The 13483-nt window shown below is 69.4% G+C and carries 7 protein-coding genes and 4 pseudogenes; 6 read left to right on the forward strand and 5 right to left on the reverse strand.

Annotated elements, in window-relative coordinates:
- Positions 1-18: 18 nt before the first annotated feature.
- The 3 genes and pseudogenes from JOC24_RS32115 to JOC24_RS33655 form a co-directional block, all read right to left on the reverse strand.
- Positions 19-2093 (reverse strand): annotated as a pseudogene (locus tag JOC24_RS32115) (Mu transposase C-terminal domain-containing protein).
- A gap of 161 nt (positions 2094-2254) precedes the next feature.
- Entirely contained in the window at positions 2255-3151 is an 897-nt protein-coding gene (locus tag JOC24_RS33650; protein WP_239581342.1) for a DNA-binding protein, read from the reverse strand.
- Between the two features lie 272 nt (positions 3152-3423).
- Positions 3424-3642, reverse strand: coding sequence for a hypothetical protein (locus JOC24_RS33655; RefSeq protein ID WP_239581343.1), 219 nt, complete (start codon positions 3640-3642; stop codon positions 3424-3426).
- Between the two features lie 149 nt (positions 3643-3791).
- On the opposite strand from JOC24_RS33655, the gene JOC24_RS32125 reads away from it, so the two are divergent.
- The 5 genes and pseudogenes from JOC24_RS32125 to JOC24_RS32145 all read left to right on the forward strand — a co-directional run bounded on the left by JOC24_RS32125 (position 3792) and on the right by JOC24_RS32145 (position 6375).
- Complete coding sequence (locus JOC24_RS32125) at positions 3792-4052, forward strand: helix-turn-helix domain-containing protein (RefSeq protein ID WP_239581344.1); 261 nt, start codon at positions 3792-3794, stop codon at positions 4050-4052.
- A gap of 121 nt (positions 4053-4173) precedes the next feature.
- Positions 4174-4557: pseudogene (locus tag JOC24_RS32130) on the forward strand (transposase); the annotation flags it as partial.
- Positions 4536-5026, forward strand: a pseudogene (locus JOC24_RS32135) (IS5 family transposase); the annotation flags it as partial. The pseudogenes JOC24_RS32130 and JOC24_RS32135, both read left to right, overlap by 22 nt.
- Before the next feature lie 414 nt (positions 5027-5440).
- Positions 5441-5926, forward strand: a complete 486-nt coding sequence (locus JOC24_RS32140; protein WP_205023970.1) for a WapI family immunity protein — start codon at positions 5441-5443, stop codon at positions 5924-5926.
- A gap of 71 nt (positions 5927-5997) precedes the next feature.
- Positions 5998-6375 carry a hypothetical protein gene (locus JOC24_RS32145; RefSeq protein WP_205023987.1) on the forward strand — a complete coding sequence of 126 codons (378 nt, stop codon included), beginning with the start codon at positions 5998-6000 and terminating at the stop codon, positions 6373-6375.
- Between the two features lie 36 nt (positions 6376-6411).
- Here JOC24_RS32145 and JOC24_RS32150 read toward each other — a convergent pair whose 3' ends face one another.
- Entirely contained in the window at positions 6412-6618 is a 207-nt protein-coding gene (locus JOC24_RS32150) for a hypothetical protein (protein WP_205023971.1), read from the reverse strand.
- A gap of 981 nt (positions 6619-7599) precedes the next feature.
- Positions 7600-9733: pseudogene (locus JOC24_RS32155) on the reverse strand (SpoIIE family protein phosphatase).
- Between the two features lie 982 nt (positions 9734-10715).
- Here JOC24_RS32155 and JOC24_RS32160 point away from each other — a divergent pair.
- The gene (locus JOC24_RS32160; RefSeq protein ID WP_205023972.1) at positions 10716-12722 is read left to right on the forward strand and encodes an alpha/beta hydrolase family protein; all 2007 of its coding nucleotides are present in this window, start codon (positions 10716-10718) and stop codon (positions 12720-12722) included.
- The last annotated feature ends 761 nt before the right edge of the window (positions 12723-13483 follow it).

The following is a 13483-nucleotide window of genomic DNA, read 5'->3' on the forward strand; positions in this document are numbered from 1 at the left end:
CCGACGCCGGGGTGTGGTTCACCATTTCAGGGCCTCCGCCTCCGCGTCGTAGAGGCCGTATCCGGTGTGCGGGGCGTGGCTGTCGGCGCCGTCGTCTTCGATGGTTGTCTCGTCCGGGCTGTCGTCGAGTTTGTCGAGGCTGTCGTGGTCGGTGGCGGGCTGGGTCCGGCCGGCGTCGGGGTCGGGTCGGCCCTGTCGGCCGGGCTCGTGGGGCCCGGCCGGCAGGGCACGGGTGGAGGCGGTGCGGGCCAGGAGGTGTTGTTCGATGCGGGTTGCGGTCCCTGCGCGGGCGCGGCGCATGAGCTGGTCGAGGGCGTCGGCGGCGTCGGATTCGCGGGAGTCGGAATCGTGGCCGGTGTAGTGAGTGATCGTGGTGCGGATGTGGTTCCAGGTGTGCTCGTTGAACGGATGATGGGTGTGGTCGCGGTGGATCCAGGGGATCTCGGCGAGCTGACCGTCCGGGAGACGGACCCAGATCTGCCGCAGGTCGTGGGGGTTGATGTGGACCTCCCATTTCCCGCCGCGGGACGTGACGGGGGAGGCGTGTCCTCGATGGGGGGCGAGGAGGTCGTGGTCGTAGGTGCGGTGGTGGATGCGGATGCCGCGTTCGGTGATGGCCTGCCAGCGCACGGGCAGCAGTTCGAGGTAGTCGGTGGCGGTCAGGGGGGCGGGGACGTGACCGGCGACGCAGACAAGCGCGGCCCACATCTGGTTGGGGGTCAGGGCGGCCCGGGGCAGGACGGGGTGACGCAGCCCTTCATGGGGGCGCATGTGCCAGTGGACGAGCCATTCGTCCAGGAGGTCCTGGAGCTGGGGGACGGTATGGCAGGCGTCGCGTTCGATGTCGCGGCCGCGGCGGGTGATGTCGGAGCCGGTGTAGCCGGGCAGGTGCTGGCAGAAGAGGGTGTTGATGGAGCCGAAGGTGCGCTCGACGATGCCTTTGGCGGTGGGGGCGTGGGGCGGGGCGGGCTGCACGCTGATCCCGAGGGTCTCGCACGCGGCGGTGAACGCCCCCGAGAGGTAGATCTTTCCGCGGTCGACGACGACCGTCTCGGGGACGACGGGGCGGGCTGCCGCACCGGTGAGCCGTTCGTCCAAGGTGAGCAGCCGCTGGTGGGCGGGCAGCTGGGCGTGGGCGAAGCGCAAGGCCTCGGGCCACGTCGGCCGTGCGGGATGGGGGACGGCCATCTCCGCGAGCAGCAGCGCCGCATCCACAGCTTGGGCGACACCGGGAGTCAGCACAGCGGCCAGGATGGCGCGGGTGGCGACGTCGACGGCGATGGTCAGCTCCGGACGTCCGGTGCTTCCGTCGTCGGACAGCGCCAGGACGTCCAGGCGAGTGGTGTCGATCTGGACCTGCTCGCCGGGCCGCAGCGCGATGGTGGGGGTGAGCCTGCGGCCGTCCTCGGTGATGGGCGGGGCGCTGACCCGGCGGGCGGGGTGGTCGGCAGGTCCGGCAAGGTGGTGGACGAGCCGGTAGAAGGTGGCCAGCGCCGGCATCGGTACCGCGTCGCCGTGCCGGTCTTTCAACACCTGCGCGACCAGCGGCATCAGGGCGCTGATGGTGCCTTGGAGCGACCGCGGCGGCTGCGCAGCACGTCCTTGACCGCGGCGGCGACCCGTTCGTCGGTCCGGCCGGCTGGGCTGGGAGCGCGGGTTGTCCGGTGATCGACCAGCCCCCACAGGCCCTGTGCGCGGTAGGCCAGGCGCATGCGCTGCACCGTGGTCCGCGAGACCTTCCCGAATCCGAGCGCGGTCAGCTCGGCGGCCTTGGCCTGCTCGCGCTGCGCCAGCGTCCACCGGTCCGGGGCGTACTGCTCCCGTACCGCGCCCATGGTGCCGGGCCCGCCGGGAAGGCCGCTCTCGACCTCGCGGATGTGGCCGAGCCAGGCCACCGCCCTGTGCCTGGCGGCGGCCGGGGCGGTCTCGAACAGCCCCCAGCGCGGCACGGCCTGGGCCGGCTGCGCTTCCGCGCCCAGGACCGCGAAGCCGGGATCGGCGAACAGATGCCCGGCCAGCACCACTTCATCGCCCCCAGCCTCGCCCTCGCCCACGAGATGGAAGCAGGCCTCGAATCCGCTCCCACACTCCACGGCAACGGGCCTAGCCCGGCCCCCGGCCCTACCTGCTCCTGTATTGATCACCTGCGTCAGCCAAGCGAGTCCCGCCGGCGGGCGCCGCTGATTTCAAGGATTTCTGCCACAGACGAGTGCTTTATCAGCGAACAGCAAACGCACCCGGCCCGCGGCCGTTCTCAGTCGTCTTCCCGCCTGCCCGCTGTCAGCATGGTCCTGAGCGACTCTGCGGGCATGTCCGCCCACCGGGCGACCTCTTCCATCGGCACCCCGCCGTTCACCGCCGCCACCGCGGTCCGCTTCCAGGCCGCCTCGATCAGACCGGCACTGTGACCGAGGCCTTGCAGCAGCTGCCGGGCGACCTCGGCGGTCGGCCCGCTCTGCGCGCCGCGCAACTGGAGCAGCTGCTCCTCGGCACTGCCGATGAGACTGCCGATCCGCATCCGCTGCTCGGGCGGTACCACCGTCCGCCACATCGTCCCCGAGCCCGGCGCCCGTTTCTCCTTGCCCAGTACCCGCAACTGCCCCGCCATCGTCACTGGCCGATGCTCCCGGCGCAGCCACCAGGGGTCGTTGTCGTACCCGGGCGGACCACCAGCCGTGCGACGCAGCCGGATCACGCTGCCCATCCAGGCGATCAGCGGACCGCCATGGTCCGCCGCAGCCAGCGGCCCCAGCCACTCCCGGCCCACCCGCTCACCGAGCCGACGGCAGAACAACCCGTCGACGGGCAACGCTTGCGGCCTCCCGGCACCGCTGTCCACCCACACCAGCTCGGCCATGCCCGGATCCAGCAGCGCGTCGGCGACGGCCACCACCTCAGGGAAGACGACCGCGTCCCGCCCCACGATCCGCCACCATTCAAAGTCCGACCCGGCGTTACCGCCCGCGACCTGATGCAGCCGCCACGTCCAGACCTTCTCCCGCTCCCAGTTCAGGGCCTGCTCCCACCAACGGGCCACCACCGCATACGCCAACGCGAACACCCTCTCCGGCTCGGCCCCGGCCCGCACCGCACGCCGCTCCACCCCCGCCCACCGCCAACGCGCCGCGACCACCTCCGGCAGACGCCGCACGTCCAGATGCTCGTGAGGCTGGTCGGCATCCGTATCAAGGAGCCACCGCCCATGCCGTACACACACGGTTCCACCGCGGGGCGTACAGCACCGCCCGCCCAGCCGTCCCCGTACGCCGGGCCGTGCACAGACGACAGCCGAACGCCACCGGCCCGGCGACCGCACCACCGATCCGCCACGCTGCCACCGGCGGCATCCGCGGCAGGCAGCCTGGCATCCTCCCGCCCCCAGGACGGCAACGCCCGCGCCAGCACACCCTCCTCGACGCCGCACTAGCCTGCCAGGAGCTGCCGCCCAGCCGTGTTCAACAGCACCTCGGCGTCTGCCCGCGCGCCCCCGCCGTCGTGCCGGGGCTGGTGGCTGCACCACTTCCAGCAGGACCGCAACGCCTTCGCTTCCAGCCCGTAACGGCTCGCGACGCGGCAGACCAGCGACGAGGTCGTCTCCCCGTGCAGGGGAGCGGTCCGCAGGAGGCCGGCATGATGGGTCACTCCACCACGCTCTCGCGTTCTCCGGTCCGGCGGGCGTTCTTCGCAGTACTTCCGTTCGGCCCTCAGCCCGTCAGCGCCACACACCGCCGAGCCCGAAAGCCCCTAGTCTTCTGAGTCGGGAATTCTGTTCATATGTATAGGCTTGCCGCATGGCGCGTACGGGGCGGCCGAAGGCCGAGTTGATCCTGTCGGACGAGGAGCGGGCCGCGCTGGAGGGGTGGGTGCGGCGCCGTTCCACGCCGCAGGCGTGGGCCTTGAGATGTCGGATCATCCTGGCCTGCGCCGAAGGGGCCTCCAACAAAGATGTCGCTGCTCAACTCGGCTCGACTCCCCATGCGGTGGGCCGGTGGCGCTTTGCAGTGACGGGCAGGCCCCGCCTTCCGACCAGCATGTCGTATCCGGACCGATGATCGGATCGTTGTTGTTCGTGGTCCGAGCCATCCGCAGGGACCACCTCTCACGACGCCCGGGGCCTTCGAGCGCTCGCCAAGACTGGGGGCCCTGCGGGGAGCTGGGGTCACGAACGGCTAACTCACCGGCGCCCGGGTGCTCGCCGAGATCGGCGACGACCGATCCCGTTTCGCCGACGCCAAGGGCCTCAAAGCCTTCGCCGGGGCCGCACCGGTCACCCGGGCGTCCGGCAAGAGCGTGGCGGTCATGGCCCGCCGGGTCAAGAACCAGCGCCTGGCCGCCGTCGGCTACGTCTGGGCTTTCGCCGCACTGACCGCCTCACCCGGCGCCAGAGCTCACTACGACCGCCGGAAAGTGGCCGGCGACCGGCACACCGCCGCCCAGCGAAATCTCTTCAACCGCTTCCTGGGATGTCTCCATCACTGCCTCACCAGCCGAACCGACTACGACGAATCAGCGGCCTTCCCTACTACCGTCGACCCCGTTCTCACCGAGGCCGCTTGACAGATAAACCGCATCGGATGTCTGTCGACCGGGGCAAGTACGGCTCGAAGATCCACCTGATCACGGAACGGTCAGGCCTGCCCATATCCGTCGCGGCATTTCCGGGGCCAACCTGCACGACAGCCAGGCCCTGATCCCGCTCGTGAAGGGCATCCCGCCGATCCGCTCGCGCCGCGGACGCCGCCGGCGCAAGCCCGGAAAACTCCACGCCGACAAGGGCTACGACTACGCCCACCTGCGGCGATGGTTACGCGAACGCGGCATCACCCACCGCTTCGCCCGCAAGGGAGTCGAGTCCTCGCAGCGGCTGGGCCGCCACCGCTGGACCGTGGAACGCACCATGGCCTGGCTCGCCGGCTGCCGCCGCCTCCACCGACGCTATGAACGCAAGGCCGAGCACTTCCTCGCCTTCACCAGCATCGCCTGCACCCTCATCTGCGACGGCGGCGGAGAAGCAGGAGATGTGTAAGCAGCGGCGGCGGCTCCAGGACGCGGGGAAGCGCCGCCGGGCAGTCGCGTCGGCCGCGCTCCCGGCAGAACCGGCTCGGCAACGCGGCCGCGCGCCGCGATGCCCGCGTCTTGTCCCGGGTGCGGCACTTCACCGCCTGGCTGTGGTGACGATGCCGGGCATCGGCCACCGAGTGGAGCCCGCGATGTTCTGCATCCAGTCAGCCCCCCGCCAACCTGAAAATCCCTGATCAGCAGGGCTGGTGTGACCGTGTTCCGGGTACTCGTGCTGATCGTGGGCGGGATCCCATAGAGAAGATCATCTGCCAGAGGTCGGGATTGTCTCCGAAACGGAGTCCGGAACAGCGCTCCGGTCCGTGTACCTGGGCGTAAAACACAGTTCGTTCTGCTGGCCGGTGCATGCAATCCTGACCCCGTGCTCCTGAATAATCGTTCCAGCAGTGTCGACCTCCGCCCAGTGCGTTATCAGTTCACCACCGTTCGGGGCGACTCGTACGACGACAACTGGCTGGTCATTGACGGCACGGTGATGACCCCTGAGGGAAACTGGTCCTTCGCCGATCCGTGTCTGCTCACCGATGAGGCCCGCCAGGTGTCCGCTTGGCTGCGCGCGGTGGCCGCAGGGACGGTGGAAGTCACCGAACCTGATGCAGAAGGTGAGCTGTCGCCGGACCTGTCGTTCATCGAGCCGGTTTTGGCTTTCAGCCTCGGCCATCGAATCGCAGGTGGGACCGCGGTGATTCGTGTTCACCTGTCCCTGGAGTCGGCGCCTCCATGGCAACAGGGTGAGGACAGGGCTGACATCTACCAGTACGTCGTGGAGGTCAAGTTGGACGCCGCAGCGCTGCTTCGCGCGGCTGATCAATGGGACCGTTCTCTGGCTTTCCTCCCGCCCCGCTGATCCAGACGCCCGTTATCCCGCACAACCGATTCCCATCTGCTGGGGCCGGATGACCCTCTACGATCCGGTACATGCTGGATTCCGGGTTACTGGAACGGATCACCGCGCGGCGCGCGGAACTGGATGAGCTCGAAGAGCAGCTGGCCAAGCAGCTGATAGAGGTCCGGGCCGAGCGCGATGAGCTCGCCATTGCTGAGAAGGCCCTGCCGCAGGTGCATCCCCGGATGGCGGTCGAAGAGGAGAGACGGGTGGACTCAAGCCCAGTTGCAGGTGTCTGCGCTGCCGCATCGCACGGAGAGCGCTTCCTGTGTCTTCATGGTTCTAGAGTGCCGGGCATCGTCGGGAGGCGCATCGGGAGAGGTGCGGAACATCGTGATGTGCGCGGGAGTGGCGTCCATCGTCATCCGGCGCACCAGAGTGATCTGCCGGCCGGACACCGGGCTGCCTGAGCTGAGCCGGCGGCGCCTCACTCGGCCTGCCATGGTCTACGCGGCCACGTACGTATGCGCCCGCCCGCCCCGCCACTCCACCCACTCCGGCCGGTCCAGCAGCTGCTCCGCGTTGGGCAGCCCGGCCCGGCGCAGGAACTCCACGACGTCGTGGTCGTCGTAGGCGAGGCCGACGATCCGCCCGCGGATGGTGACCGGGCCGCCGGTGGGGGAGAGGCGGTGGATGACTATCGGCGTGCTCATCTCTCCAGGGTGCGACTCCACGCCGGTTGCAGCATGCCGAGCGTGTAATGCTTACCCCGCCCCGACCGCGCAGTTTGCGCTGTCAGCACTGCTGACCTGCCTTGATGAGTTTTCGTTGTGCGCACGGCGGGCCGTGGTGAGTGGTGGTGAGTAAGCCCGCGGGTCATGGTGAGTTTTCCGTCCGACTACTCACCACGGCAGGTCAGCGGCGGGTACGACCACTCACCACGATCCCGCATCGAGGTCGGAAGGTGTCCCTGTCGAATCTCCCCTGCGGTGTGCAGACGGTCGGGAAGAGGGGGCAGGTGGGTCGGCGACGGAGGTCGTGCTGCGCGACGCTTCACCATGGCAGTTCAGATGCGTTGCGTTGTGCTGAGGGGATCGCACCGGCGAGGAGTGATCGCTGGTACGACCCGTAAAGGATGCCAAAGGCCTTCCCGCCCGTGGCGAGTGGGCCGGGCGAGGGTGTGCTTGCCGTGGTGAGTTTCTCGGGTACCCGCCACGGCAGCGCTGGGAGGCTGTGGCTTCCGGGCTGGATGGGGGTGCTCCGGAAACCACAGCGGGTCGGGCGCTCCCTGCCGGCCGGGCAGAGCGGAGCGTCCAGCCGCTGCGACCGTTACGTCCTGACGCCGGCCACGAGGCGCCGCCACGCGTGAGCGAGGCGCACACGTCACTACTCCGGCCCAGGGGTCACTTCTGCCTGCGCACGCACCCAGGTGCGCAGGCCCAGGCGTGCGTGTCCGTGGTGAGTTGGGTACGTCCTGGCCGCCGCTTACGCTTTCCCCTACGAATGTCCCTACTGTTGTCCCTGTACTCCCTCCTACAGTGCTCATCGTCGTGCGGGCCGGTCTTTGCGTAGGTAGGACGCTGCTTTCAGGTCTGCCCGCCACGTCGACAATGCGTGACCTGTCGCGGAACTTGTGCTGATGAACATTTGTAAGAGTGCGGGGGTCCCCCGGTCTGCGGGTGCGGCTTGGGTGGTCACGGTTCGTCGTGTGGGCGGATGAGGAGCAGGGCGATGTCGTCATTGCGGGGCGCGGATTGTTCGGCGTGGTCGATGAGCACGTCGGCCAGAGCGTCAAGGCTCTCGCTTTGTGCTTGTGCGAGTTGGGTGGCGAGGGCGGTGGTCGCGTGGTCGATGTCGGTGCCGGGGGTTTCTACGAGTCCGTCGGTGTAGAGGGCGAGGACGGCGCCGGGTGGGAGGGGGATTTCGGTGGTGGGGTAGTCGGAGTCGGGCTCGATGCCGAGCAGGAGCCCGGGGGGCGGGTGAAGGGCTTCGGTGTGGCCGTCGGGGTGGCGGAGCAGGGGTGGGGGGTGGCCTGCGGTGGCCAGCCGGACGCGGTGGTTGGTCAGGTCCGAGGTGGGCGATGAGGCAACTGGTGAACAGGCCGGGGCGGAGGTCTGTCAGGAGTCGGTTGGTGCGGGCGAGGACGTCGCCGGGCGAGGAGCCGTCGGTGGCGTGGGCGCGGACGGCGGTGCGGACCTGTCCCATGAGGGCGGCGGCGGCGGTGTCGTGGCCCTGGACGTCGCCGATCACCACGGTGGCTGTCGCGTCCGTACAAGGGATGAGGTCGTAGAAGTCGCCGCCGATGTCCATGCCGTGGCCGGCGGGCCGGTAGCGGGCGGCCGCATCCAGGCCGGGGATGTGCGGCAGGGCGCGGGGCAGCAGGCCGGTCTGCAGGGTGCGGGCGAGAGCCTGTTTGGCGTCGTAGAGGCGGGCGCGGTCCAGAGCCTGGGCGATCAGTCCGGCGAGCGAGGTGAGGAGGGCCCGTTCGGCGGGTGGGAAGGGGCGCGGAGTGTCATAGGCGAGGACGAGGGAGCCGACCGGGCGGCCGGAGACGATCAGCGGGAGGAAGGCCCAGGCGGCCATTCCGTCCTGGTGAACTACCTGAGGGTAGGCCCTGCGGAGGTCGGAGAGAGAGGGGAAGAAGCTGGCCACACCTGTGGTGATGGCTCGCACGACGGGCGCGTCGGAAGCCAGGGGGATTGCGTCGAAGCGGGCCATCAACTCGGGGCTGTAGCCCCGGTAGCCGCTGATCCGCAGACGTCCTTCCTCCACCGTCAACAGTGCCATGGCCTTGGTGCCGAAGGCTGGCACGATCTGGTCGGCAGCCAGCTCCACCACGTCATGGACATTGGCAGCTTCGGCGAGGACGGTGGCAAGGTGCGTCAGATGGTACAGCGCCGTCGCGCCCACCGGCTCGGCCAAGGACGGGTGCGCGGGGCCCGGTTCGGTGGCGTCCGGTTTCCCTGCGGCGGGGGTGATGTGGACGCTGATGCCAGTGTCATCGGGGTAGAGCTGGAAGAACAGCCAGGTATCGGGTGGATGCCTTGCTGTGAAAGAGGAGGGCTGGCGGCTGACGATCGCTGCCCGGTACGCGTCCTCGAACACCGGATCGTGCAGCCACAGGAGTACCTCCCACGGCTTGTTGCCCACCAGGGATGCCGCCCCGGCCCCCACCAGATCGGCACCGGCGGCGTTGATGAAGGTGAGCCGCCCCTCCAGGTTGAGGGAGCAGCAGCCCACGGGCAGACGCTCGGCGAAACCCAGCGCGGCCAGCGCCTGGCCCGGGTCCGCTTCACGGGGGTGCGGCGCCGTGAGCAGGCGCGGTTCGTCTGCGAGTTGCAGCGGGCGCCCGCTGTCGGCGGTCTGTTGCAGAATGGCTGCCGCACGCAGGCAGCAGATATTGATCGTCTTTCGTTCGGGTGCACTGAGCTGCGGCGCATGCCAAACGGGCCACAGGAGAACAAACCCGCCCCACACCGTGGCGCTGCTGGTGATCGGGACTGCGGCGAGCATGAACTCGTATGGCAGGACGATCCCGACCTGGGGATAGTGCCGTGCGACGTCCTCCTGGCTGCCCAGCCAGACCAGGCGTTTCTCGCGCATGGCGTCCATCACGGGGATGGAAGCGTCCATGGGGATGCGGGCCCACGGAGCCGCGATCTGCAGGGACACACCCGAAACCAGCACCAGGCGCAGCACCCGTTCCCCCGGCGGAAGCACGTACGCCAGGCCAATGGACGCGCCGGTGCCCCGCACCACCTCGGCCAGCACAGATTCGGGAAGCTCCGCACCGGGGGCCGGGGCAACGGGACGCCGCTTGGACATCATCCGCTCCGAACGGCCCTCGCAGCGCTCCGCGAACGCCCGAGGCGACTGCGGGCTGCGTTAACGCTGACGTCCAGCCCCGCGCCGATCTGCTCCCATCTCGCCCCGAACCGCCGGTCTGCCAGCACTGCCGCACGGACCAGCTGCCCGGCCAGGTCAGGAACCCCGGCCACCGCAGCGCACTGCCACCACGAAGGCGAACCCGGCGAGGGCGGTTCCACTGGAGGGTGCGCGACGCTCTTGACGTGCAGCAGCAGTACATTTCCTGCTGCCGCGACCTGGTCCCGCGCGGGCGCAGTCTCCCGCCACCGGCGCCGTGTCCTCCAGGGTGCCTGTCGATGTGCCGGCCGGCAGTACCGGCGCCCACGTACCGCTGGCCTCGGCAGCCACGCACCACACCGGTAGCGCACGTCACTCATACCGTGACAATACGCCCGCTTTGGTGTGACGGCACCCTGCCCTGACCCCTACGCCACACGTGGGCGCCGTAGTGCATGCACGTGATGGTGAGCAGGAGCGAGAATCGCCGAACCGTCACTGGAAGGAGAACTATCGCCTTCGTCACCGCGCCGTCTTCCGTGACTCAGGGTGGACACCAGTGCGCATGCGGCTCCCTGGGTCGCGCAGTCCGGCCGGGCGTCGTACACAGAGAGGAGAGTGAGGAACAGACGTCGTGGCATCCGGGCGAGGTCGCGCCGGAGAGCGGGACGTACGCGTGTGACTGCGGCGCGGTCCATCTTTGGAGCACCGATGTGAAGGGCCACCGTTTCCCGCGCCTCCCGGCGGGCTGCTCCAGGGGCTACGGGCGCTTCAGGCGGAAGCGCACCCCGACTCCTGAATATCAGGTACTGGTCACACGCAGGGAGCCCTGAGTGGTCCTGCAGCCCGCCGTCGAACCGGTTCGCGAGGGGGCCCGGCCTGACAGACGGGCGCCTCACGTTTGCTCCCTGGCCGTGCGTATCGTGCACGGGCGACAATCGCCTGCATGATCGAGTCCTCAGGTAGCCTGCCCGCCTTCCGTGACCTGTCCGCCTTCGTCGCCTGCCCCCGTGCCAACTCCCTTGCCCTGTCGGTCGATGGCACGCGTCTCGTCGCCGCCGTGCAGTCGCTGTCCGGGGACGGGACGCGGTTCGTGTCCGGTCTGTGGGAGATCGATCCGGCCGGGGAGCACGACGCGTTGCGGCTGACGCGGTCCGACAGGGGTGAGTCGGGGCCGGTGTTCGGTCCGGACGGGATGCTGTACTTCCTGTCCAGCCGCGCGGCGAACGGCGACGAGGACGAGGGTGCCGCATTGTGGGCGCTTCCGCCGCGCGGCGAGGCCCTCGTCGTGGCCCGGCACCCGGGCGGGATCGCCGCGGTCACCATCGCCCGAAACTCCGGCGCGGTGTGCCACACGGCAGGGCTGCTGCCGGGTGCCGCCGACGCCGAGGCGCACGGCAAGCTGCGTGCGGCGCGAAAGGACGCGAAGGTCACCGCGATCCTGTATGAGGCTGGCCCGACGCGTGCCTGGGACCACGACACCGGCCCGGCGGAGCCGCACACCTTCGTCCGTGCTGGTGCCGATGCGGAGCCGGTCGTCGCCGGTGGGCAGGGGATCGGTCTGGAGGATCCGGGGGACGCTGCGTTGTCGCCGGACGGCACACGGGTGGCGTACCGCCGGTTCGTGCCCGGGGGGGTCCCTGACGAGCATCGCACCGCCGTAGTGGTGGCCGACGCGGTCAGCGGTGAGCAGCTCCACGTTGTCGGTGATCTGGAGCACCTCTACGAAGGGCCGCGGTTCACCCACGACGGCTCGGCCGTCGTGTGCTGCCGGATGCGCTACCCGACGTACGACACCCCCTGGGAAGCGACTCTCGTCCGAATCGACCTGGCCGACGGCGCGGTGCGGGACCTGCTGCCCGAGTTCGACAACTGGCCTGGTGGTGTGGCCTGTTCACCGGTGGACGACACTCTCTTCTTCACGTCCGACGAGCAGGGACACGCGCCCGTCTTCCGGCGTGATCCGGACGGTGGCGTCACACGCCTGACCGCCTCGGGTGCGTACGGCTCGCTGACCGTGGCCCCCGACGGGCGAACGTTCTACGCCCTGCGCCACGCGGTCGACGCGCCGCCGACGCCCGTCCGGATCGACGCCCACGTCGCCGACCAGACCCCCGCCGCACTGCCCGCCCCGGGCGGCGGCGGGGAACTGCCCGGCACACTCACCGAGGTGCACGCTGAGGCGGACGACGGGTTCGTGCTGCGCGGCTGGCTCGTGATGCCCGAGGGCGCGTCCGCCCAGCGGCCCGCTCCGCTGCTTGTCGCAGTCCACGGCGGACCCCAGTTCAGCTGGAACGGCTGGACCTGGCGGTGGAACCCCTGGCCCTTCGCCGCGCGCGGCTATGCGGTGCTGCTGCCGGATCCGGCCCTGTCGACCGGCTACGGACAGATCAACCACCAGCGCGGCTGGGGGCAGTGGGGTGGTCGCCCCTACACGGATGTGATCGCGTTGACCGACGCGACCGAGGCCCGAAACGACATCGATGCCTCGCGAACGGCACTCGCCGGCGGCTCGTACGGCGGATACATGGCGAACCGGGTCGCCACCAGCACGGACCGGTTCAAGGCGATCATCAGTCATGCAGGTCTGTGGGACCTGCGGATGTTTCAGGGCGACACCGATGCGCCTTGGTACTTCCAGCGGATCTTCGGCGACCCGCTGACCAGGCCCGAGCGGTACGAGACCGACTCGCCGCACCTGGACGTCGCCGAGATCCGCACTCCGATGCTGGTCATCCACGGCGCAAAGGACTACCGCGTGCCCGTCGGCCAGGGCGCCACCCTCTTCCAGGAACTGCAGCGGCACCAAGTCCCCGCGAAGTATCTCTACTTCCCGGACGAGAACCACTGGATCCTCAAGCCGAACCACGCACGCCTGTGGTACGAGACATGCCTCAACTTCCTCGACCACCACGTCCTCGGCACCGAATGGCAGCAGCCCGACCTACTGTGACCGAGCCAAGCCCGGCATCCTTTGCTCGACTTGTCCTTTATCTTCCGTCTGCGTCATAGGTCGGGGACGGAAGATGGTCCCCCCACACTGGGTGATTCCAGAGGATGCGTCCCGCCACCGTCCTTGATATCCGTCTCGCAGGTTGCTCCGCCGGCGTAGGACTGGTCATTGGGGATCAATAGCACTTCTGCAACGTGCTCGGGGTACTCGACGTCGAGCCAGCTGTCACCCGTGGGGGCACCGCCTGTTCCTGGCCGCACTCGGGACGGAGAGATCGTCTGACACCCCAACACCATGCGCTCCTTGCCGACCGCGCAGGCGTCCACGGCAGGGCCAGATCTTGCGCCGCCGCCGCCGCCGAAGCGGTAGCGGAAGGGGACATGATCGCCTGCGGAGGGCACTTGTGGGTGGAGCTGAAGGCGCCCTCAACGACTTCGGCGGTAACGCCGAGAGGCGCCCCGGACGTGTCCACGACCTGCGCCCTGACACCGGCCTCACCGCGCTCCGCGGTGGTGTCGGTGCAGAGCCAGGAAGAGCAGCCAGACAGGGTGAGAACCACCAAAGACCGACGGGGCCGCGGCGAGTACACGTGCGGTTACCACTGAGTTGACCTCCGGTCAGGGCAGGGCGGAGCGAGGTACCCCGGCACTCCCAGTGCCGATCGGGGCATCAGGCGGGACGAAACATCGACACTATGACTGCCCTGCCCTGCTGTAGGGGGGCGGGGTGGCGGCTGGTGGGCGAGTGCAGCCCCGGGAATA

It is taken from the genome of Streptomyces sp. HB132 (assembly GCF_016909575.1).
GTDB lineage: Bacteria > Actinomycetota > Actinomycetes > Streptomycetales > Streptomycetaceae > Streptomyces.

Bases quoted from the DNA above. Each gene is read 5' to 3' on its own strand.
- JOC24_RS32125 (WP_239581344.1), top strand. From the start codon at position 3,792: ATGGCGCGTACGGGGCGGCCGAAGGCCGAGTTGATCCTGTCGGACGAG.
- JOC24_RS32145 (WP_205023987.1), top strand. From the start codon at position 5,998: ATGCTGGATTCCGGGTTACTGGAACGGATCACCGCGCGGCGCGCGGAA.
- JOC24_RS32150 (WP_205023971.1), bottom strand. From the start codon at position 6,618: ATGAGCACGCCGATAGTCATCCACCGCCTCTCCCCCACCGGCGGCCCG.
- JOC24_RS32160 (WP_205023972.1), top strand. From the start codon at position 10,716: ATGATCGAGTCCTCAGGTAGCCTGCCCGCCTTCCGTGACCTGTCCGCC.